Consider the following 21,974-nt stretch of genomic DNA (forward strand, 5'->3'; position numbering starts at 1 on the left):
CGGCGCTCAGTTCGCCTGCGTCTTGTCGAGATCGAGCAGCCCGCGCGCCTCGAGCTCGTCGCGGACCATGCGCTTCGGGACCTTGCCATAGCCGGACTTCGGCAGTGCCTCCCAGAAGAAGAACCGCTTTGGCATCTTGTAGCGCGGCACCTTTGGCGAAAGGAAAGCCACCATCTCCGCCTCGCTCGCGGGCTTCGCGCCTTCGCGCGCGACACAGACGGCGACGCCGACCTCGCCCCAGGTCGGATCGGGCACACCGAGGACTGCGACCTCGCCTACGCAAGGATGCGTCAAAATCTTCTCCTCGATCTCGCGCGGATAGATGTTGGAGCCGCCGGAGATGTACATGTCGGAGGCCCGGCCGGTGATATTGAGAAATCCCTCCTCGTCCATGTGGCCGAGGTCCCCGGTGCGGAACCAGCCGTTGCGGAACGCCTTCGCATTGGCTTCCGGATTGTCGTAATAGCCGGCGAACACCGCAGGGCCGATCACGCAGATCTCGCCGCTCTGGTTCGGCTTGAGCTCGTGGCCCTCGTCGTCCTGGATCGAGACCTGCATGCCGGTGCGCTCGAAGCCGCAGGTGCCGATCTTTGCATGCGGCCCGTCCTCGGCATCATGCAGCGCCGCCGGCAGTACGGTGATGTTGCCGGTGACCTCGCCGAGCCCGAAATATTGCACGATGACCTTGCCGAGCTTCTTCAGCGCGGTCTTCTGGTCCTCGCGGTACATCGGCGCGCCGGCATAGATCACGTGACGCAGCGAGGAATGATCGTATTTGTCCACCGCGGGATGCTCGACCATCATCTTCAGGATGGTCGGCACCACGAAAAGATTGCTGACCCGATGCGCCTCGATCAGGCGGAACGCCTCGTCGATGTCGAACTTCTCGGTCGGCAGCAGCACGGTGCGTGCGCCGCGCGCGGTCTGCATCAGCTGATGCACGCCGGCGCCATGCGACAGCGGGGCTACCACCAGCGAAGCGTCAGCTTCCGTCGTGCCGGGCGTGAGATCGGCGAGATGATTCGTGATCACAAAGCCCATCTGGCCGTGGGTGAGCACGGCTGCCTTGGAGCGGCCCGTGGTGCCCGACGTGAAAAAGAACCAGCAGGGATCGTCGTGCTCGACCGCGACGTTCTCGACCACGGCGCCCGCCTGCGACGCCATGGCATCCGCAACCGACGTCTCGCCGAACGATGCGTTGCCGTCGATGCTCCAGGTGAATTCCAGCGCACCCCCGTTCACTGCCGCGGCATGCTCAGGGAAATCGACATGGCACAAGAACGCCTTCGCGCCGGAGGCCTGCGCGAGATAGGTGACCTCGTCGGGCATCAGACGAAAATTGGTGGGGACCCAGACCGCGCCGAGGCGGAACGCGGCGAACATCGAGAAGAACATCTCGCCGCCGTTCTTGGAATGGACGAGGATGCGGTCGCCCTTGGCGATGCCGCGCACGGCGAGCGCAGCCGCCAGCGCCGAAACCTGCGCATCGATCTCGCGCCAGCTCCAGGACTTGTCACCCCAGACGAAGCCGAGGCGCGATCCATGCCGCCGCGCATTCTGGGTCAGCATGTAAGCGAGATTCATGACGCGGCGGGACATGCGCAGGGGCTGCATCGGGCTTCCTCTTCGAGGGCGGACGGCACGCTGGCCGCCCGCTCATTTGAGCCCATTTATCGCCATCGTCAGCGGCCTCGCAAGGCCGCCGGCCGCGGCGCACCTATGCGCTCGTTCAAGGAATCTTAAACATGATCGAGGCAACCTCAGTCCGTCTCCGCGTACAGAGTGCCGCATCATGGTCAAAGCGCCCGCCGTTCTCCTGCTGTCGCTGGCGCTCGCCGGATGTGCCGTCGCCCCGCAGGCCCACCTCGCCTCCGATCCCGCCTTCATGCCAGCCCGCTATGCCTGGGACGGCGCCGGCGAGGATCCCAATCAGCCCAGGCGCGCGCCAGAACCTTCGCGCGCAACGCGGACCACAGCCCAGTCAGGCCGAGACGATGCGGGCATCGACGGGGCCGAGGAGGACGCCAAGGTCAAGCGCTCGCTGGTCATCTGCCAGGGCTGCTTGCGCCCGCAGCCGCAGCCGGAAGCTTCGCGCCTCGCCAAGGCGGCGGATTGAACCCACTCGTCCGTATCGTCCGCTGAGACCGACGCCGTTCCGCCGTCGGCAGGGCCGATCGATCCTGGAAACAGCCCCGTCGGCGCGATGTCCTCGCGCGGCCTCACCTGTTTTCGATGATGGACTGTCGGTCGCGTCATCGCATTGTCTCATTTTCACACCGATGTCGCGCAGCTGTCAGGCAATTCCTGCCTGACGACCGTCCAACGTCGCGATTCGCGCAATGGTTGCATGCGAGAACCCACGTCGAGCTTGTTCTGGCGCTCGCTTCGCGGTAGTTAATCAAACATTAATGCAATCATTTGACGGGTCGTTCGGCCCGGCATCAATTTAGGTAAGCGCCATCGCGGCGTCAGTGTGGTGAGTATGGGAAGAGTTGTTTTTATTGATTCCCGCGTTGCCAATATTCATGTCCTGCTGGTTGGACTCGCCTCAGACGAACAGGCTTTCGTCATCGATGGCGCCAGCGACGGCTTCGCCCAGATCGCGGCCTTTCTAGCGACCAACGCCCTGACCGGGCTGTCGTCGATCTCCATCGTCGGCCATGGCGCGCCGGGTGAAATCGAACTCGGCTCATCCGTCATCGACGATGCGAATCTCGCGGGCGATGCAGCCGCTCTCGCGGTGATCGGCAAATCGCTCGCATCCGGCGGCACTCTCGCCCTCTATGGTTGCGACACCGCATCCGGCGCCACCGGAAGCCAGTTCATCTCCGACCTCTCGGCCTATGCCGGCGGCGTCACCGTCGAGGCGTCGACGCATCCGGTCGGCAATGCCGATCCCGTCAGCTGGACGCTCGACGCTTCGACCGCTGCGGGCTCGGCTCCCGTCGCCGCGCCGTTCACGGAGCAGGCCTTGGCCCATTTCGATGCGGCGCTTGGCGTCATCACCGTGGTCCCCGGCGCAGGCGGCGGATTCAGCGGCGGCGGTGCGCCCGCAGCCCTCGCGCCCGGGCTGACGGTGACCGACAGCGCTTCGTCGACGCTCCAAGCCGCCGTGGTGCGGATCACCGATTTCATTGCGGGCGATACGCTGAACTTCGCCGACCAGAACAACATCCACGGCAGCTACGACGCTTCGCACGGCATCCTCACGCTGACCGGATCCGATACGGTCGCCGACTATCAAGCGGCCTTGCGCTCGATCACCTACAGCTTTTCCGGCAACGGCGATCCGACCGGCGGCGGCACGCACCAGGGCCGCGACATCTCATGGGTGGTCTCCGACGGCACCCACACCAATATCGACGTCTCCAGCCAGATCGACAACGACCAGCCTTCGCTCGGACTGACCCAGCTTGTCGTCCTCAATGGCTTCTATCCCTCACGCGACAATGACGGGACCGTCGACCCCGGCCACATCGACATGGCGTCCATCAGAACGTTCGCCGGAAATTTCGCCCCTGGTGACACCGCGCTCGCCGATGGGCAGACCTTGTCGATTGCGCAGAACACGGCTCTGTTTTCGTTGCTCGGGACGACCTATGGCGGCAACGGACAAACCACTTTCCAGCTTCCAAATCTCCAGGCCACGCTCGCAGTTGGCTCCGAAAACAGCAACACCTTCGCGCTCGGAGAGACCTACGGCACGGATCACGTCACCCTGACGACCTCGAACCTGCCGTCCGGCCTCGGCGCGGGAAGCTCCGTCACCAATGATCAGCCATCGCTCGCTATCAACTACATCATCAATACAGGCGGCCCCACCGCGGGTTCGGCCACCCACGCGCTCGATGTTGCTGGCGAGGTAGTACCCTTTCTTGGCACGTTCGCGCCGGACGGGTACTTGCTGGCGGCCGGTCAAGTCCTGAGCATTGCCGCCTATCCGAACCTGTTCCACGCCCTCGGCACGACGTTTGGCGGCGACGGCGTCACGACGTTCGCGTTGCCGGACCTCACCGGTCGAACGATCGTTGGTACGACGACGGACGGGTTTGGCAATTCTGATTTCGGAACGGTCCTCGGACAGGACTCGACCACGCTCACTGCGTCCAATTTGCCTTCCCCGATTGGCTTCTCGTCCGATTTCACCAACTATCAGCCATCCGTCACGTTGCACTATCTGATCGCTCTCAACGGAATATTTCCGTCCCAGAGCGGATCCACCTCGTCGGACACCCCCTATCTCGGCGAGGTCATTGCCTATGCCGGTGATGGCAGCGATCTCACCGACATGCTGAATAGGGGCTGGGCCGAGTGCAACGGCCAGTTGCTGTCGATCGGACAGAACCAGGCTCTGTTCTCGGTTCTCGGAACAACATATGGCGGAAACGGCCAAATCAATTTCGCTCTTCCGAATCTGGACGGCCGCTCTGTCGTCAGCATGGGCTCGAATTTTGAAGGAAACACGGCCTCGCTGGGGGAAAATTACGGCACCTCCTCCGTCACCCTCACGTCAAGCCAGGTGCCCCTGACGGTGAGCACATTCGGCGTCACGCATACGGCACCTACCGTCACAGCCGGGGCCAGCGTGACTTACGCGGTGGGCAGCGCGGCGGTGTTGCTCGACAGCACGCTGAGTGTCGCCGATCCCGATAGCGGCGGCAATTTGACCGGCGCAACGATCAAGATCGCCAGCGGCTTCATCAGCGGCGACATTCTCAACTTCAGCAGCCAGCACGCCATCACCGGCAGCTACAATACGGCCACCGGCGTCCTCACGCTGGGCGGGACCGACACGCTGGCGCATTATCAGGCCGCGCTCGAGTCGATCACTTTCAATACGCCGGGAGCGACCGCCTCCGGCTCGCGCACCATCGAATGGAGCGTGAACGACGGCGCATCGAGCAACGGCACCAGCAACATCGCAACCAGCACGATCGATCTCGTTCACGTGCCGGTGATCAGCTCGGTTACGGCAGCGACCACCGGCAACGCAACGGATCTCGCTGCCGGCAAGGTCGTGACCATCACGGTGAATTTCACCGACGCTGTGAACGTCACTGGCACGCCAACGCTTCAGCTCAACGACAACGAGGTCGCGACCTATCAGGGCGGCAGTGGCGGCACGGCGCTGACGTTCAGCTACACCGTGCTGGCCGGTGACAACAGCACCGATCTTCAGGTGCAGAGCCTGCTTCTGAACGGCGGCACCATCAAGGGCAGTGCTGGCGACGATGCCGTGATCTCCAATGCCGCCACTGATCTGCACCTCACGATCGACACCACGACGCCCGTGGTCTCGTCGATCAGCACCGGCGGCAGCAATCCGGCCAACGCAACCAGCGAGACGTTCGTGGTCACCTTCCCCGAAGGCGTGACCGGGGTCGATGCAGCCGACTTCACCATCGTGACTGGCGGATCCGTCGCCGACACCGGCATCGCTGTGACGCCCGTCAGCGGCAGCATCTACACGGTGACTGTCAACGGCGTCAGCGGCGATGGCACCCTCGGCCTTAATCTCAACGCCTCCGCGACCGGCATCGCCGATCTCGCCGGCAACGCAATTGCCGGCGGCTTCACCGGCCAGACCTACACGATCGATCACACGGCTCCCGCCGTGACATCGATCGCGGCGTCGGGCAGCAGCCCGAACCATGCGAGCTCCGAGCAATTCGTGGTGACCTTCTCGGAGAGTGTCAGCGGCCTGACCGCCGCCGATTTTGCGCTGACCACGGCCAACACACCGGGCGGCCCCCCCCTCGCCACCACCGGCATCAGCCAGATCGTCGGCAGCGGCACGACCTACACGGTGACCGTCGGCGGCGTCACCGGCGACGGCACGCTGCGCCTCGACTTCAAGAACGGCTCCAGCGGCGTCACCGACACAGCCGGCAACGGCGCCAGCGCGGGCTTCACCAGCGGCGACATCCACACCATCGATCACACCGCTCCGGCGGTGTCGTCGATCACCGCAAATGGTGCGAGCCCGAACAACGCCAGCAGTGATCAGTTCACGGTGACGTTCTCGGAGAACGTCACCGGCGTCGACGCGAGCGACTTTGCGGTCACGAGCACCGGCAATGTTGCCGATACCGGCATCGTCGTGACGCCCGTCAGCGGCAGCGTCTACACGGTTACGGTGAATGGCGTGACCGGCGACGGAACGCTTCGCCTCGACCTGAACGCCTCGGGCACCGGCATTTCGGATAGCGCCGGCAACGCGATCCCGGGCGGATTTACCGGCGGCGATGTCTATACCCTCCAGCACACGGCTCCGGCCGTGAGCTCGGTGATCGTACCCGCCAACGGGACCTATCGGTCCGGTCAGACTCTCGCCTTCACGGTCAATTTCAGCGAGGCGGTGTCGGTCACGGGGACGCCGGAAATCGCGCTGACGCTGGACACCGGAGGCGTCGTCAAGGCGCAGTATCTCGGCCAAAGCAGCGCCTCCGCGCTGACCTTCGGCTACACCGTCACTGTCGGTGAGAACGATGCCAATGGCATTGCTGTCGGCAGCGCGATCGCGCTCAATGGCGGCACGATCGCGGACGCGGCGGGCAACGCGGCCGTACTGACGCTGAACAATGTCGGCGCGACAACCGGCGTGCGGGTGGATTCGATCGCGCCGACGGTGGCGTCGATTGCAACCTCCGGCACGGGCATTGTCGCGGGCAGCGGCGATCTCAATGCCGGCCATACCGTGACCTTGACGCTGAATCTCAGCGAGGCCGTCAACGTCGATCTGACCGGCGGCTCCCCGACGATGCAGCTCAACGATGGCGGCGTCGCAACCTATGCCAGCGGCAGCGGCACCAGCGCGCTGATCTTCAGCTATCTCGTGACGGCGGGCCAGAACACAGGCGATCTCGCGGTGGATCATGTCCTGCTCAATGCGGGAACCATTCGCGACCTCGCCGGGAACGATCTGACGCTGCCGGGCGGGACCATCAACCCCACCGGGACCTTGCAGATCGACACGCACGCGCCGGACATCGCCGCCGTCAGCGCGTCTCCCGCAAGCGGCGCGGTCGGGGCCGGCCAGTCGGTCGCGATCACGGTGGCCTTCGGTGAAGCCGTGAGCCTGTCAGGTGGCACGCCCACCCTGGCCCTCAACGACAACGGCATCGCCACCTACGACGCCGCGGCGACTGCAGCTTTGCACGATGCGAGCAAGCTCGTGTTCGACTACACGGTCGGGGCTGGCGACACGCTCACATCCGCGCTGGCGGTCACGGGCATCAATCTGCACGGCGCGGGGATTATCGATCTCGCCGGCAACGCCGCCAATCTCGGCAATATCGCAACGATTTTCACCGGACTTGCCGTGATCGATTCAGTGGTCACGGCCAATGCGGACACCAATCAAGTCGTCGCCGGCCAGACCGTCACCACTGATGCAGCCCACGGCCTGCTCGCCAACGACACCGACAGCAACCCCGCCGATCATGTCGTGGTCAGTGCCGTCGATGGGCTCGTCGGCGCCGTCGGCCAGCCGGTCGCGGGCGCCTATGGCAGCCTCACGGTGCATGCCGATGGAAGCTATTCCTACACCGCCAACAGCGGCGTCTCCGGCGCGGTCTTCGACAACTTCACATACACCGCGAGCAACGGCCATGCGGCGCCCTCGACATCGACGCTGACCGTCGAGGTGATCGGCGGCAACCAGAATTTCGTCTTCGTTCCCGCGGGCGGATCGGCCACCTCCGGCTACGGCAACACCGTCCTGGACGGCAGCGCTGGCGGCGCGACAATCACGGCCGCGGCGACCTTCAATGCCCACGAGGTCCTGATCGGCGGCCCCGGCGACACGCTGAACGCCGCAAATTTCGGCCAAGACACGTTCGTGTTCGCCGGCGCCTTCGGACACAACACCATCAACAACTTCCACCCGGCGCTGGACATCATCCAGTTGCAGACCTCGCAGTTCGGCAGTCTCGCCAATGTTTTCGCCGACCTGCATCAGGTCGGCGCCGACAGCGTGCTGACGCTCGACGCCAGTCACGTCGTCACCATCACCAATACCGCGCTGGCGAACCTGACCTCGGCGAATTTCCATCTGGTTTGAGCGGTACCCGGCCGCAGGTGCGGCCGGACCGCGCCCCGATCGCGGCTCGGAGTTGCCAATTGGTCACAGCCTTCAGTTGCTTAATGGCGTAAAACCACATCGGAATCGGGGATTGGGCCAATGAAGAGCATCAAGAAACTGGCACTTGCGGGCGTCGTGGCGGCAGGAGCGGCTTGGGGGCCGGCGCATGCCGCCGATCTCGCCCCGACCTACAAGGCACCCGTGAAAGCGTTCGCGCCGGTTCAGACCTGGGATGGGTTTTACGTCGGCGGCAACGTCGGCTACGATTGGAGCACGAGCTCAACGGGCATTTCGGCCCTGTCGACCGATCCGGCACTGGCTGCACCGCTGGCCGCGTTCATCGCGGCCGGCTCATTTCCGACCTCGCTGTCGCCGTCTGCCAAAGGTGTGATCGGCGGCATCCAGGCCGGTTACAACTGGCAGGTCGCCCCGCAATGGCTGGTCGGCCTCGAGGCCGACTTCCAGGGCTCCGACGTCAAAGGCTCAACCACCCAGGCGCTCGCGCCGGTGGGCTTCGATGCCACCTCGACGACTGTCACCAAGGGCATCGACTGGTTCGGCACCGTGCGCGGTCGGGTTGGCGTACTAGTGGCGCCGCAATGGCTGCTCTACGGCACCGGCGGTTTCGCCTATGGCCGGACCAAATCCTCGTTCAGCACAACCGACGTGACTAGTGGATGCGCCGTAGGCGGGACCATCTGCGCGAGCGGCGCCTCCTCGGGGACGAGCACCGGCTGGACCGCCGGTGCCGGCACCGAGGTGATGTTCGCGCCGAACTGGAGCTTCAAGGCCGAGTATCTCTACGTCGATCTTGGCCGACGGACGCTAAACGTCGCATCATCCACCATTCCGGCCATCGTGTTCACGACCTCGACCCCGTTCCGCGAACAGATTGCCCGCGTCGGCATCAACTATCACTTCTCGGCCGGCCCGGTCGTCGCCAGATATTGACAGCCCGCTGACCATCACCGGCCACCGCAACAAACCCGCCGACCAGATTGTGCGTTATGACTTCGTGCGCGAGGCCAATAGCTGGAGGATCGACGACATCCGGGGCTCGTCCGATGGCGAAGCCTGGACGATCCGCAAGATGCTGACGGACTCGCTGAAGAGCTGACCGGAGAGACCATGAGCGAAGTCATCAACAACAGGGACCATCACCGCTACGAGCTCGAGGTGGAGGGCCATCTTGCGACCGAGCACTACAAGCTCGACGGCAATGTCATCACGTTCGAGCACACGGACGTGCCGAAGGAGCTCGGCGGCAAGGGCGTCGGCTCAAGGCTGGTGCAAGGGGCGCTCGACCAGGTCCGCGCAGCAGGATTGCAGCTGATCCCACAATGCCCGTTCGTGAAAGCATGGATCGAGAAGCACCCGAAGTATGCGGATTTGGAGAAGAGATGAGCGCGCGCCGGCCCGCCGATCGCGCGGCGGGCCTGCTGAAATCCACGGCCTATTGCCCATGCCTCAGCATATCCTGGTCACTCAGATCCCAGTCCTGCCACAGCTGGAGCACGCCGAGGACCACCGCCACCGCGCCGAGACTCGTATGGTAGACCCGGAGAAAACCTTCGCCGGAATAACCGAGCACATAGGGCGAGATGATGAGCCACAGCCCGACTAGGATCGTCGCCACCTCCTGCCAGCGCTGCAGGGCGACATATTCGAGCTGGCTGAGGCCAAATATGACGAGGCCGACCGCGACCGTGTTCAGGACCATCATCTGGTGTCCGGCGGTCCCCGACTGATCCTGGATAGGGAACCACGGCGACGCGATAATCAGCGCGCCGAGCAGCATCCCGCACCAGTCTTCCCATGTTCGATGAGTATTAAAGAAACCAAAGTCCGACATCGTACCCTCCTACAAGAGAGGCATACGTCAGCGGCTGGCGATCATGACACTCCGAATGTCTAGCGACTTTGCCGGCCGCATTCGGGCGTATGTCCTGTAACAAGACGTGGGGAACCGGGTGCGCAGTTGCAAGACGGACCAATGTTTTTTTGCCCGCGAGGCGGCGTTAACGGATCGTGGCTCACGCGCCAATCGAACACCCGCTACAACGCCCCAAGCTGCTGCAGTGCAGTAGATCAAGCCGCGATTGGCGTAGGCCGCGGCGTAGCTGGGATCGCGCTTGATCGCAGCATCGAAATCGGCAAAGGCGCCGGCGCCTAGATCAGGGGACGGACGACAATTCGGAAGGATTTTTCCATGGCGGCATCGGTGCGCGACAACAAGGACAGGAGCCGCTTCGAATTCGATGTCGAAAACGAAGTTGCTTTCGCCAATTATCGGCTGACGCCGTCCGCGGTGATCATTACCCACACGGAGACGCCGCGCGCGCTGCGCGGTCGCGGCATCGCCTCCGAACTGGTCAAGGGCGCGCTGGAATTGATCCGCCGCGACGGCAGAAAGGTCATCGCCGGCTGTGGCTTCGTCGTCGACTATCTCGACAGGCATCCGGAGGATGCGGATCTCGTCGCCTAAAGCAAAAGGGCCCGCGCGATGGCGGGCCCTTGCAGCGACCGAGCGATCGGTCAGTGCTTGATCTCAGGCGGCAGCTTGCCGCCATTGGCGGCGAGCTTGGACATCACCTGCTTGTGCAGCCAGACGTTCATGCTGGCCGAGTCGTTCATGTCGCCGCTGTAACCCAGCTCCTTGGCGAGATCCTTGCGCGCGGCAAGGCTGGAATCGATGTCGAGCGCCTTCATGAGGTCGACGATCGAGGTGCGCCATTCCAGCTTCTCGTTCTGGGCAGCCACCAGCTTGTCGACAATGGCCGCAACGTCCACGGTCTGCGCGGGCGCGGACGACGGCGCGGTCCCTGCGGGCGCGCTACCGGCGGGCGCGGCGGAAGCCGGATGGCTGCCAAAGATCGCGCCCATGATTTTACCGAAAATGCTCATGTCTGCTCCCCGAAAAGGATCCGTTGGAAGGGCCTTGAGTGGCACTTATAGACCAAGTTTCTGCGTTGCGCCCGCCGAGTTCAGCGAACCAACAAGCAGCATCAGCTTATCTGCGGCGAAATGACGACCGAATGACACATTCGAGGTTGCAGCGCGGCACCGAATGTCACCCAAGCGTGAGGGACAGGACAGGGAATTGGGAGTACGTTTTAGGTTCAGCTCGCGATGCTATCCGGAATTCGCGTCTGGTCGGGATCGCGATCGTCTAAGAAGAGCGGCCGCTTGCGCCGTTTGCCGGCGCCGGAGTCGGCCGCGTGGCAAGGGAGCTAGCGACCATGGTCACACTCTACCAGGGCAATGTGCCCACGATGGCCCAGTCCGCGGATGCGGCTGGACCAACCATCCGGACCATCCAACTGTCCGACCTGCACGACGCGCTCCGCCGTGGCTGGGAAGATTTCAAGGCGGTTCCAAGCCACGCCATTATCCTCTGCGTGATCTATCCGGTGCTGGGCCTCGTGCTCGCCCGCGTGGTGATGGGCTATTCGGTGCTGCCGCTGTTATTTCCGCTGGCCGCAGGCTTCGCTCTGATCGGCCCGTTCGCTGCTCTCGGCCTCTATGAACTCTCGAGCCGGCGCGAGCGCTATGAACAGGCCAGCGCCTGGGATGCCATGGAGGTGCTGCGCTCGCCCTCGTTCGGCGCGATGCTCGGCCTCGGCACGCTGCTGCTCGCTTTATTCGTGACCTGGGTCGCGACGGCGCAGGCGATCTATGTCGCAGCCTTCGGCTATGAGGGCGCGACCGGCATCTCGGACTTCGCAAGCCGCGTTCTGACGACGCCACAGGGCTGGTGGTTGATCGTGGTCGGCTGCGGCGCAGGCTTCCTGTTCGCGTTGGCCGCGCTGTGCATCAGCGCCGTTTCGTTCCCCTTGATGCTCGACCGGCACGCCGGCGCGTTCGAGGCGATGGTCACCTCGCTCCGCGTCGTCGCCAGGAATCCTGTGCCAATGGCAGCCTGGGGCCTGATCGTGGCGGTGCTGCTGGCGCTCGGCACGATCCCCGCGTTCCTCGGCCTCGCCGTCGTCATCCCCCTGCTCGGCCACGCCACCTGGCACCTCTACCGCAAGGTGATCGTCTCCGATCCCGGTGCGCAGCCAGTGCCGCCTCCGCCGCATCGTCCGCGCAAGCCGGCCGCCGATTTCCCCGCCAATCTATTCCCCTGGCGAAATCGGACGGGCGCCTGACGAATCGTGACGTCCGATCCTGCCCGGATCCGGGCAGGATCGGACACGTCATGCGCCTTGCTTTGGCCGCGGTTTCAATCGAGATTGCCGCCGCCGGTCATACCAATTCATGGAATCAATTTAGTCGAATGATCCCGACGATTTCTCGTCTTGCTCTCGCAGCTTTCGCCCTCTCCGTATCAATCATGTCCGCCGAGCCAGCGCTCGCCGCCGTTGCCTGCGGTTCGGGCAATTTCGACGCTTGGCTTGCGGAGTTCAAAACCGAAGCTGCGGCCAAGGGCATCTCGCAGCAGGCCATTGCATCGGGGCTTGCCGGCGTAACACTCGATCAGGCCGTGCTCAATCGCGACCGCTCGCAAAAGGTCTTCAGCCAGACCTTTGAGGAGTTTTCAGGCCGCATGGTGCCGCCGCGCGTTCAGCGCGGCTCCAACATGATGAAGCAGTACGGCTCGGTGCTGTCGCGCATCGAGCAGACCTACGGCGTGCAGGGCGAGGTTCTGGTTGCGATCTGGGGTCTGGAGACCGATTTCGGTGTCAACACCGGCAAGTTCGCAACGATCCGCTCGCTCGCGACGCTGGCCTATGACTGCCGGCGCGCCGAGCAGTTTCGTGCCGAGCTGATGGATGCGTTGCGCATTGTCCAGCGCGGCGATCTTGCAGCTAGCGACATGCGCGGCGCCTGGGCCGGCGAGCTCGGCCAGACCCAGTTCATGCCGTCATCCTGGATGAAGTACGCAGTCGACTTCGACGGCAATGGGAAGCGCGATCTCCTGCACAACGCGCCCGACGTGCTCGCTTCCACCGCCAACTATCTCGCCGGCTATGGCTGGCAGCGCGGCAAGGATTGGCAGCCGGGCAGTCCGAACTTCGCGGTGCTCCAGCAGTGGAACAAGAGCGAGGTCTATTCCAAGACAGTCGCGTATTTTGCCACCCAGCTCGCGCGCTCCCCTTAGGGCAGCCTCGCTAACGCGTAGGGCCGATCGCCCGGCGACCGGCCCTCTCTTGGTGCGTTTACTTTCCCATGGTGGCGTGCATCGCCTTGTTCAGGTGCATGCCGCAAGCACCCATTTTGCCGTTGAGCAGCGAGTCCTGCGCGGAGGCGATCTCCTTCTGCGCGACCATCTTGCTGTCGCCGTCGGGCATGTTCTCGATCGCGGTCTCCGTCTGCTCCAGATTGGCCGAGCTGCAGCCACCGGCGGCATGCTTGGCAGCCTCAGCCGGCGCAACGGCGAACGCGACGGCAACAATTGCGATAACCCCGAGCAACTTCGTCATGATGTTACTTTCCTTCTCTTGTTCTTGGGACAGAACCAGCGACATTGCCGGAATCTGCGACACGACTTTCCTCCCGACGCGGCAACTTGCCGCAATAAATTCCCCGCGAGAATTGCGTGATGTTGCGCGCGGCGCAGAGCCGCATGCGAAATTTCTGATTTTCATTACAATCTTGTAATCAGCTCGCACGTTTAGCGTGTGTGCACCGCGGCGACGGGCAAGCCTCGCACAACTTGGAAATGAATCAGGTCTTCAGGCCGTGCCGCCGGAATCCATCACGCAGATCCCGTGCCCGTATGCGCCGAATCGCGTGGCCCAGCGTCAGATCTGGAGAACTGCGCTCCGTATAAATAATGAACTTATATTCATATTTACGGCCAACTACTCATGCGATTCGCGCATGCAAGACTTGGGTCATGTTGCGAGAGCCGCGACCGCACCTTATTTCCGCGATGATTCGGAACCGATCGTCGGGCGATTATGACCGTGATTTCCGGACATTTATCGCAAGATTCAACCTAAACCGCCCAGCCTTTGAGCGGGACTGCCGACAGGTTAATCGACACTTACCGTCGCCATGCGCCGTTCGCTTAGCTGCACCGCAACATCGGAACTTCCGCACTGCAGCACTCCCATCTATATTCATTTCAACGATGAGGCTCGGGCAAGGGCTGAATCGAACTACAGGAGACTACCAATGCTGCTCTCGCTCATCCGCATGATCCAGGCTTTCCGGGACTATCAGCGCAATGTTGCCGAGCTGTCCCAGCTCAGCGATCGCGAATTGGCCGATATCGGCCTCGATCGCTCGGACATCCCGCGCGTTGCCGCCGGTCAATATCAGGGCTGATTTCGTTCAGCCCTCACCGGACGGACCGATAGCGCCCGCCTCGTGCGGGCGTTCTCGTATCCGAAAGCAGAAAACTCGATTTCGGCGATTCCACTCATCGCCGAAAAGCGCTACCTGTCCGCCCCATGACAGGACCCCAATCCAACATTGTGCACGTGATCGGCGCAGGCCTTGCCGGCTCCGAGGCCGCCTGGCAGGTGGCCAAATCAGGCATGCCCGTGGTGCTGCACGAGATGCGGCCGACCCGTATGACCGAGGCGCACCGTACCGACGGGCTCGCCGAGCTGGTCTGCTCCAATTCGTTCCGCTCGGACGATGCTGCCAACAACGCCGTAGGCCTGCTGCACGCGGAAATGCGCCGACTCGGTTCGCTGATCATGCGCGCGGCCGATGCCAATCAGGTGCCCGCCGGAGGCGCGCTGGCGGTGGACCGCGAGGGCTTTTCGGCCGCCGTCACCAAAGCGCTCAACGATCATCCCCTGATCGAGATTGCCCGCGGCGAGGTCGCAGGCCTGCCGCCGGCGCAATGGAGCAACGTGATCGTTGCGACCGGCCCCCTCACCTCCGCGCCCCTCGCCGACGCTATCCGCGAGTTGACCGACGAGAGCGCCCTCGCCTTCTTCGACGCGATCGCGCCGATCGTGCACCGCGAATCCATCGACATGTCGGTGGCCTGGTTCCAGTCGCGCTATGACAAGGTCGGCCCCGGCGGCAACGGCGCCGACTACATCAACTGCCCGATGACCAAGGAGCAGTACGACGGCTTCGTCGCCGCGCTCATCGCCGGCGAGAAGACCGAGTTCAAGCAGTGGGAGACCAACACGCCGTATTTCGACGGCTGCCTGCCGATCGAAGTGATGGCGGAGCGCGGACCCGAGACGCTGCGCCACGGCCCAATGAAGCCGGTCGGCCTCACCAATCCGCGCGATCCCGCCACAAAGGCTTATGCGATCGTGCAGCTCCGCCAGGACAACAAGCTCGGCACGCTCTACAACATCGTCGGCTTCCAGACGAAATTGAAATACGGCGAGCAACAGCGCATCTTCCGCACCATTCCGGGGCTGGAGAAGGCCGAATTCGTCCGCCTCGGCGGCCTACATCGCAACACCTTCCTGAACTCGCCAAAACTGCTCGACGGCCAGTTGCGCCTGCGTGCTCAGCCTCGGCTGCGCTTTGCCGGCCAGATGACGGGCTGCGAGGGCTATGTCGAATCCGCCAGCGTCGGCCTGATTGCCGGCCTCTATGCGGCAGCCGACGTACGTGGCGAAACGCTGGCGAGCCCGCCGGGCACAACGGCGCTGGGTTCTCTGCTCGGCCACATCACCGGCGGCCATATCGAAACCATCGAACCAGGCACGCGATCGTTCCAGCCGATGAACATCAATTTCGGCCTGTTCCCGCCGCTTGCGAGCGTGCCGACGAAGAAGCCCGACGGCACGCGTCTGCGCGGCAACGAAAAGACGGTGGCCAAGAGACAGGCGATGAGCGCACGGGCGCTCGCCGATCTCGATCGCTGGATCGCCGATCACCTGCACATTGCCGCAGCGGCGTGAGTTTTCGATGAGCCTCCCCAAAGACGACGCCGCGGTGCTCTCGGCGCGCTGGACCGAAGGCGTGCTGCTCAAGCGCGACGTGTTCTCGACCGTCGAGCGCGGCCGCTTCCGCGGCGAGCACGGCGAGGTCGATGCCGTGCTGCGCCGGCTCGATGAGGTGCCGTGGTGGTCGCTTCTGCTGGCACGTCACCTGTTCGCCCGCGAGAAGCACGCACTGGTGCTCGCCAAGGGTCTCAACATCGGCCCCGAACTGCTGTGGGCCGGCCGCAGCGCTTTGGTCCGCGGCTTCGTCGACGGCGTCGCGCTGCATCTGGCAAAGCCGCATGGCGACCTCGCCTATTTCCGCTCGGCCAAGGCTGCGCTGCGCCGGCTGCGCCGCGCCGGCATATGCCACAACGATCTCGCCAAGGAACAGAACTGGCTGGTCGGCCGCGACGGACGCGCCTATGTGACCGACTTCCAGCTCGCCGCCTGCTTCGAGCGCCGCGGCCGGCTCTATCGCATCCTCGCCTATGAAGACCTTCGGCATCTTCTCAAGCACAAGCGCTCCTACGCACCTGAGGCGCTGACGCCGCGCGAGCGCAAGATCCTCGCCAACAAGTCCTTTGCCGCGAGCCTGTGGCTCGCTACCGGCAAGAAGGTCTATCGCGCGATCACGCGCGGCCTGTTCAATTTCACCGACCGCGAAGGCGGCGGCCGCAGGCTCGTCAACGATGCGCCGGTGCTGGCCGCCCTGATCCGCAAGAATCCGGCCGTGCGCGACACCGCTATCGTCGCCTTTGCCGACCGCCGCTCCGGCGTCGGGCTCTATGCTTTCGTCGAGGCTGATCGGGCCGCGCTCGAAGGCCAGCTCCGCAACGAACTGACCGCAGCCAAGGGACCAAAGCCGCCGGAGCACATCCAGGTCGTGCACGCGCTGCCCCGCGACACGAGCGGCAAGCCGCGCACCGAGATCCTGCAACTGGTCGCCATGAACCAGCTCGACCTGATCGAGCCGATGATGAAGAACGACCAGGACCGCGCCTTCCTGAAGGACATCCTGGAGCAGCGCAAAAACCTGCGCGACCGTTTCAATTTCGAGGCGGACTTGCCGGCGAGCTAGCACCGTGGACCGCGCCTTGAAGCGTCCACATTGCCCGTGGAGAAGCGGACGGATAGCGCGCCGGCCTGGCGAACAATGGACACTTGGGGGACGATGAAGCGTCGTGTTCTTCGCGGAGTGATCGCAGGCCTTATGCTGCTGGCAGCCATGCCTGCATTAGCCGCCGAGACCCCGGCCGAATTGATCTCCAGCTTCCGTCTCAAGCACGGTGAGGTCCGCGTCGTGCGCGATGCCACCCTCGACCGCATTGCGATGGACCAGGCGCGCGCGATGGCGGCGAAGGACGATCTCAGTCACGATGCCCTCGGCCCGTTCAACCGGCGCGTCGCACCGGCCGGCGCAGGTCGCGCCGCCGAGAACATCGCCTACGGCTACGACGGTTTCGAGAAGACGCTCGGCCAGTGGATCGACTCCTCCGGACACCGCAAGAATCTGCTGCTGCATAATGCCTCCCGTGTCGGGATCGCGAGCGCGAAAAATACCAGCGGCAAGCGGACCTATTGGGCGATGGTGATTGCGGGCGACTACGAGCCGAAGCCGGGCAAGCGCAAGAAGGACAAGGAGCCGCTGGTTGCCGTGAAACGTGAGGCTCCTTCCTCAAGCAAGCCCAAATCCAGCAGCTGCCACATCAAGCTGCTCGGCCTCTGCATCTGAGACGACCTAACATCAGCCGCGGCGCGCCGCCTCGATCTGGGCGACGTCGATCTTCGTCATCCCCATCATCGCCTCGAAGGCGCGTTTTGCTTCGGCACCGCCGGCCGCCAGCGCCTCGGTCAGCACGCGCGGCGTGATCTGCCAGGAAACGCCCCATCTGTCCTTGCACCAGCCGCAGGCGCTCTCCTGCCCGCCAACACGGGACCGCCCTTGAGGCCGAGACAGGCAACGCCGGCAACCGTGAATTCGACGGTGAGCACATCACCTGCTTTTCCGGACGGGTAGTCGCTGGGCGCACGGTGGACAGCACTGACAGTGCTATCGGGGAATATCTCGGCGTAGAAGCGGGCAGCTGCCTCGGCATCCCTGTCATACCAGAGGCAAATCGTGTTTTTTGCCATTGCGTGTCCTTTCGGTTCAAAGCCAAATCGCCGTCAACATAGGCACTCGGATCGGCGTGCTCCAGCCGGGATTTCCGTTGGCCCGATCTTGCTCGCACGCGTCCTCGCGTCTAACTCAGGGAACCTGATGGATGACAGAGGCGGAGGTCCTCACTTGATCGACATCGACCGGATACGCGCCAACACGCCGGCCACCTCCCGGCTAGCATATCTCCATAATGCAGGCGCGGCTCTTATGCCGGCGCCCGTTGTCGCAGCGATGAAGCGGCATATCGATCTGGAGAGTCAGATCGGAGGTTATGCCGCCGCCGACCATGAATCTCGCCGACTTGAATCAGTCTACGGCTCGGTGGCCCGCCTGCTGAATGCCGCGCCTGATGAAATCGCCCTCACGGAGAATGCGACGGTTGCCTGGCAGATGGCGTTCTATGCGCTCAGATTTGCCGAGGGCGATCGAATCCTGACCGCAGAGGCGGAATACGCCGCCAATTATGTCGCATTTCTTCAGGTCGCGAAGAGAACGGGCGCGATCATCGACGTCGTGCCGAGCGATGCCAGCGGAGAGCTCGACATCCACGCGCTCGAACGCATGATCGACGAACGCGTGAAACTCATCGCGATCACCTGGGTTCCGACCAATGGCGGACTGGTCAATCCCGCGGCGGCCGTCGGCAAGATCGCGCGAGCGCGGGGTATTCCCTATCTGCTCGACGCCTGCCAGGCGGTCGGCCAGATGGCGGTCGACGTCGAAGCCATCGGCTGTGACATGCTGTCAGCCACCGGCCGCAAATTCCTGCGCGGCCCGCGGGGCACCGGCTTTCTCTACGTGCGACAAGCGATGCTGCAACAGCTCGAGCCGCCGATGATCGATCACTTCGCAGCCCCCTGGGTCTCCCGAGATGCATATCGGCTCCGCGACGACGCGCGCCGCTTCGAGACCTGGGAAAACAACTACGCAGCCCGGCTTGGGCTGGGCGCAGCTGTCGACTATGCGCTTGAGATCGGACTCGGCCCTATCGAGCAGCGCTGCCGCACGCTCGCGGACCGTCTTCGCAGCGGCCTCGCCTCCATTCGCGGCATCAAAATTCGCGACCTCGGACGCGCGCCGGGCGCCATCGTCAGCTTCACGATCGAGGGCTATCAGGCGGAAGCCGTCGTCCGTAGCGCGGCGGCGGCCGGCATCACGATCGGCGCCTCAGATCCGTCGAGCACCCGCATCGATGCCGAAGTCCGTTCGCTGCCGCCGGTGGTGCGTGCCTCGCCGCATTACTACAATACGGAAGCCGAGATCGATCGGCTGATCGGCCATCTGGCTGGCTTGACGCCGCAATAGTACGACGCACTGGCGCGACGAGCCGCACCATTCACGTGCAGCGCGCACTCAATCCGGCTGCGCCAAGCTTGGCCATGACCTCGTCGAGATGGGCGCTGTCGCGGGTTTCGATGACCAGTTGCAGCAACGTCGCCTTGGCCGGCAGGTCGGAGAACGTCCGCTGATGCGAGACCTCGATGATGTTGGCTCCGGCCTCGGCCAGCAGCGCCGCGACCGCGGCCAGCTGACCAGGCCGGTCGGGGATATCGAGCGACAACTGGGTCAACCGTCCCTCGCGCGCAAGCTCTCGCGTGAGAACGGACGCGATCAGCCTTGTGTCGATGTTGCCGCCGCTCAGGACCAGGCCAACCTTTTGGCCGGCGAAGCGCGACGGATCGGACATCACCGCGGCGAGACCGGCGGCACCGGCGCCCTCGACGACCGTCTTCTCGATCGACATCAGGGTCGCGACCGCACGTTCGAGCTCGGCTTCGTTGACAAGCGCGATGTCGTCGACGAGCCGGCGAACGATCTCGGTGGTGATCTTGCCCGGTGATTTGACCGCTATGCCTTCGGCGAGCGTATCGCCGCGTGCGGGGAGATTGCCGTCATGGATGGCGTTGTACATCGAAGGATAGAGCCAGGCCTCGACGCCCAGGATCCGCAGCGACGGCTTCAGCGATTTCGCGGCGATGGCGATGCCGCTGATCAGGCCGCCGCCGCCGATCGGAACGACCAGCGTGTCGAGTTCCGGCACGGCCCTGAGCATCTCGAGGCCAACGGTGCCCTGCCCTGCGATCACGAGCGGATCGTCATAGGGGTGGACGAAGATCATGCCGCGGGCTTCGCCGTGGCTACGCGCGAATGCGGCGGCCTCCTCGAGCGTCGCGCCTGTGACCACCACCTCGGCGCCATGGTGCTTCGTATTCTCGACCTTCACCATCGGCGTGCCGACCGGCATGACGATGGTGGCGGGAATGCCGAGCCGCTTGGCGTGATAGGCAACGCCTTGCGCGTGGTTTCCCGCCGACATGGCGATAACACCGCGCGTGCGCTCCTCCGGCGTCAGCGCGGTGAGCCGGTTGAGCGCGCCGCGCTCCTTGAACGAGGAGGTGAACTGGAGGTTCTCGAATTTGAGCCAGATGTCGCAGCCGCAGATGCTGCTCAGCGTGCGGCTGTAGCCACAGGGCGTCTCGACGACGGCGCCCCGGATGGTCTCGGCGGCGGCATGAATGTGGGCCGGCGCGACCGGAAAGCCGCTTAGATCGGAGGACGTGCCTTGGGACAACTCAGCCATAGGACAGCATAGGGCATTTGCCGGGTCCAGGCGACAAGCCGAGCGCTATTTGGTAAATTCCCGTGACCGCGAGGCCCGCCACAGCGTCCACAGAGTGCGCAGCCGCGACGACGGCTGCGGCGTGAACGGGTTGCGTCCAGGCCGCGACAGGCGCTTGAGGTCGGCCCGCGTTTGGCCCAGCGGCAGAAACGCAGACCGCGCCGGAGCCGGCACCTCCGCCAGCAACGATGAGGCCGTGGCCAGGTGTTGGCGGGCTTCGCCCGCGAGCTGATCCAGCACGGCACGCAAATTGGGCGTCTCCTTGCCGGCGAAGACATCCTCCATAGGGCAACTATGGTTCGTCAGAAGCTGCTGCGGCAGGAACAGTTGCCGATGCGCGGCATCGCGCGGCAGATTCGTGATGATCTGCACGATGCCCTGGGCCAGCCCGGCATGCCTTGCCAGATGCTCGATGGCAGGCGAAGGCGGCGCCATGATCCGGGCCGCGAGTTCGAACAATGCCGAACAGGTCGCGGCCAGATACCCTTCCAGGGCCGTTAGTGTCGGCATCGGATCGTTATAGAGATCGAACTGGTGCTCGTCGGCGAGCAGCGACAACGGCTCGACCGGCAGGTCGAAATCGCGGATCGCGCGCAGCAGCTCTGCCGCCACCGGATTGCCCTCGGCGCTGCCATGGACTTGGCCTGAGAGCATGTCGGTCCACCATTGCAGGCGGATTTCGCCTGGCAAGGGCTGGCTCACCTGATCGCGGACGCGGACGATCTCGACATTGAAAGCGTAGAGCGCCAGCAGTGCGCGGCGCTCGGCGGTGGGCGCGAACAGCGTCGCGGCATAGCGCGGAAAGTCATGGCTGCGCACGAGATCGGCGCAGAAGGCGACGGAATCGGGCGGCGGCGCAGCGTCGCTCATGGCACGGCGATCAGCGCGGCCGCAACGCGCCGCCGTTCGCCGATCATGATGTTGTAGGTGCGCACGGCGGGGCCGGTCTGCATCGTGTCCAGCACCACCCTTACCGCTTTCAGCGCCTGGCGCAGCTCCGGCGGCGGCAGCCACACGCCGGTTCCGGTCCCGATCAGAAGCGTATCGATGCTGTTGGCGGACGTGAAGACCCGATCCAGCGAATAGCGATCGATCTTGGTGGGATCCGTTACGTCCCAGGCCCAGATCGCGTCGGGCAGGCAGAGCAGCGAACCGCGATGCGACATCCCGGCAAAGGCGAAGCCGCCCTTGCCGTAGGCCTCAACGGGCGCCGAGCGCGGGAAATGCGGAGCGTTGGGATCGCCGGCCATGAGCTTTGTC

Annotated in this window: 19 protein-coding genes and 2 pseudogenes; 13 read left to right on the forward strand and 8 right to left on the reverse strand. The window is 64.1% G+C overall.

The window, feature by feature from the left end; all coding sequences use genetic code 11:
- Positions 1 to 6: 6 nt before the first annotated feature.
- The gene (locus IVB18_RS26265; RefSeq protein ID WP_247983322.1) at positions 7 to 1,614 is read right to left on the reverse strand and encodes an acyl-CoA synthetase; all 1,608 of its coding nucleotides are present in this window, start codon (positions 1,612 to 1,614) and stop codon (positions 7 to 9) included.
- A 178-nt stretch (positions 1,615 to 1,792) separates the two neighbouring features.
- On the opposite strand from IVB18_RS26265, the gene IVB18_RS26270 reads away from it, so the two are divergent.
- The 5 genes and pseudogenes from IVB18_RS26270 (at position 1,793) to IVB18_RS26285 (ending at position 9,487) form a co-directional block, all read left to right on the forward strand.
- Positions 1,793 to 2,116 carry a hypothetical protein gene (locus tag IVB18_RS26270; protein WP_247983323.1) on the forward strand — a complete coding sequence of 108 codons (324 nt, stop codon included), beginning with the start codon at positions 1,793 to 1,795 and terminating at the stop codon, positions 2,114 to 2,116.
- Positions 2,117 to 2,482: 366 nt separating this feature from the next.
- Positions 2,483 to 8,062 carry a tail fiber protein gene (locus IVB18_RS26275; RefSeq protein WP_247983324.1) on the forward strand — a complete coding sequence of 1,860 codons (5,580 nt, stop codon included), beginning with the start codon at positions 2,483 to 2,485 and terminating at the stop codon, positions 8,060 to 8,062.
- A gap of 120 nt (positions 8,063 to 8,182) precedes the next feature.
- Positions 8,183 to 9,034: an outer membrane beta-barrel protein gene (locus IVB18_RS26280; RefSeq protein WP_247983325.1), complete on the forward strand. Its 852-nt coding sequence runs from the start codon at positions 8,183 to 8,185 to the stop codon at positions 9,032 to 9,034.
- A gap of 7 nt (positions 9,035 to 9,041) precedes the next feature.
- Positions 9,042 to 9,200 (forward strand): annotated as a pseudogene (locus IVB18_RS51990) (DUF3828 domain-containing protein); the annotation flags it as partial.
- Between the two features lie 11 nt (positions 9,201 to 9,211).
- The gene (locus IVB18_RS26285; RefSeq protein ID WP_247983326.1) at positions 9,212 to 9,487 is read left to right on the forward strand and encodes a GNAT family N-acetyltransferase; all 276 of its coding nucleotides are present in this window, start codon (positions 9,212 to 9,214) and stop codon (positions 9,485 to 9,487) included.
- A gap of 49 nt (positions 9,488 to 9,536) precedes the next feature.
- Here the strand turns inward: IVB18_RS26285 and IVB18_RS26290 are convergent, their stop codons facing one another.
- Positions 9,537 to 9,935: an SPW repeat protein gene (locus tag IVB18_RS26290; protein WP_247983327.1), complete on the reverse strand. Its 399-nt coding sequence runs from the start codon at positions 9,933 to 9,935 to the stop codon at positions 9,537 to 9,539.
- Between the two features lie 357 nt (positions 9,936 to 10,292).
- Here IVB18_RS26290 and IVB18_RS26295 point away from each other — a divergent pair, with 357 nt between their 5' ends.
- Positions 10,293 to 10,568 (forward strand): GNAT family N-acetyltransferase, encoded by a 276-nt coding sequence (locus IVB18_RS26295; protein WP_247983328.1) that lies wholly within the window; start codon positions 10,293 to 10,295, stop codon positions 10,566 to 10,568.
- Between the two features lie 50 nt (positions 10,569 to 10,618).
- Here the strand turns inward: IVB18_RS26295 and IVB18_RS26300 are convergent, their stop codons facing one another.
- Positions 10,619 to 10,987 carry a DUF3597 domain-containing protein gene (locus IVB18_RS26300; RefSeq protein WP_247983329.1) on the reverse strand — a complete coding sequence of 123 codons (369 nt, stop codon included), beginning with the start codon at positions 10,985 to 10,987 and terminating at the stop codon, positions 10,619 to 10,621.
- A gap of 335 nt (positions 10,988 to 11,322) precedes the next feature.
- Here IVB18_RS26300 and IVB18_RS26305 point away from each other — a divergent pair, with 335 nt between their 5' ends.
- Together IVB18_RS26305 and IVB18_RS26310 are read left to right on the forward strand one after the other, a co-directional pair.
- Positions 11,323 to 12,231: a DUF2189 domain-containing protein gene (locus tag IVB18_RS26305; protein ID WP_247983330.1), complete on the forward strand. Its 909-nt coding sequence runs from the start codon at positions 11,323 to 11,325 to the stop codon at positions 12,229 to 12,231.
- Positions 12,232 to 12,359: 128 nt separating this feature from the next.
- Positions 12,360 to 13,184, forward strand: a complete 825-nt coding sequence (locus tag IVB18_RS26310; protein WP_247983331.1) for a lytic murein transglycosylase — start codon at positions 12,360 to 12,362, stop codon at positions 13,182 to 13,184.
- A gap of 58 nt (positions 13,185 to 13,242) precedes the next feature.
- Here the strand turns inward: IVB18_RS26310 and IVB18_RS26315 are convergent, their stop codons facing one another.
- Entirely contained in the window at positions 13,243 to 13,569 is a 327-nt protein-coding gene (locus tag IVB18_RS26315; protein ID WP_247983332.1) for a hypothetical protein, read from the reverse strand.
- A gap of 634 nt (positions 13,570 to 14,203) precedes the next feature.
- Between IVB18_RS26315 and IVB18_RS26320 the strand changes: the two genes are divergently transcribed.
- The 4 genes from IVB18_RS26320 (at position 14,204) to IVB18_RS26335 (ending at position 17,665) form a co-directional block, all read left to right on the forward strand.
- Entirely contained in the window at positions 14,204 to 14,356 is a 153-nt protein-coding gene (locus tag IVB18_RS26320) for a DUF1127 domain-containing protein (protein WP_007590701.1), read from the forward strand.
- 125 nt (positions 14,357 to 14,481) lie between these two features.
- Positions 14,482 to 15,909, forward strand: coding sequence for a methylenetetrahydrofolate--tRNA-(uracil(54)-C(5))-methyltransferase (FADH(2)-oxidizing) TrmFO (trmFO, locus tag IVB18_RS26325; protein WP_247983333.1), 1,428 nt, complete (start codon positions 14,482 to 14,484; stop codon positions 15,907 to 15,909).
- Positions 15,910 to 15,916: 7 nt separating this feature from the next.
- Positions 15,917 to 17,011, forward strand: a complete 1,095-nt coding sequence (locus tag IVB18_RS26330; protein ID WP_247983334.1) for a serine/threonine protein kinase — start codon at positions 15,917 to 15,919, stop codon at positions 17,009 to 17,011.
- A 75-nt stretch (positions 17,012 to 17,086) separates the two neighbouring features.
- Positions 17,087 to 17,665 carry a CAP domain-containing protein gene (locus IVB18_RS26335; RefSeq protein ID WP_247983335.1) on the forward strand — a complete coding sequence of 193 codons (579 nt, stop codon included), beginning with the start codon at positions 17,087 to 17,089 and terminating at the stop codon, positions 17,663 to 17,665.
- Between the two features lie 12 nt (positions 17,666 to 17,677).
- On the opposite strand, the pseudogene IVB18_RS26340 reads toward IVB18_RS26335, so the two are convergent.
- Positions 17,678 to 18,066 (reverse strand): annotated as a pseudogene (locus tag IVB18_RS26340) (VOC family protein).
- Positions 18,067 to 18,220: 154 nt separating this feature from the next.
- Here IVB18_RS26340 and IVB18_RS26345 point away from each other — a divergent pair.
- Positions 18,221 to 19,399: an aminotransferase class V-fold PLP-dependent enzyme gene (locus tag IVB18_RS26345; protein WP_247983336.1), complete on the forward strand. Its 1,179-nt coding sequence runs from the start codon at positions 18,221 to 18,223 to the stop codon at positions 19,397 to 19,399.
- A 31-nt stretch (positions 19,400 to 19,430) separates the two neighbouring features.
- Here IVB18_RS26345 and IVB18_RS26350 read toward each other — a convergent pair whose 3' ends face one another.
- The 3 genes from IVB18_RS26350 to IVB18_RS26360 are packed head-to-tail and all read right to left on the reverse strand — an operon-like array spanning position 19,431 to position 21,964.
- Complete coding sequence (locus IVB18_RS26350; RefSeq protein ID WP_247983337.1) at positions 19,431 to 20,675, reverse strand: threonine ammonia-lyase; 1,245 nt, start codon at positions 20,673 to 20,675, stop codon at positions 19,431 to 19,433.
- A 45-nt stretch (positions 20,676 to 20,720) separates the two neighbouring features.
- A complete protein-coding gene (locus tag IVB18_RS26355; protein ID WP_247983338.1) occupies positions 20,721 to 21,584 on the reverse strand; it encodes a phytoene/squalene synthase family protein in 864 nt (287 codons plus the stop codon).
- On the reverse strand, positions 21,581 to 21,964 hold the full coding sequence (locus IVB18_RS26360; protein ID WP_247983339.1) for an Mth938-like domain-containing protein: 384 nt from the start codon (positions 21,962 to 21,964) through the stop codon (positions 21,581 to 21,583). Before IVB18_RS26360 ends, IVB18_RS26355 begins: the two co-directional genes overlap by 4 nt.
- Positions 21,965 to 21,974: the final 10 nt, after the last annotated feature.

Source organism: Bradyrhizobium sp. 186 (assembly GCF_023101685.1).
In the GTDB taxonomy this organism is placed as follows: Bacteria; Pseudomonadota; Alphaproteobacteria; order Rhizobiales; family Xanthobacteraceae; genus Bradyrhizobium.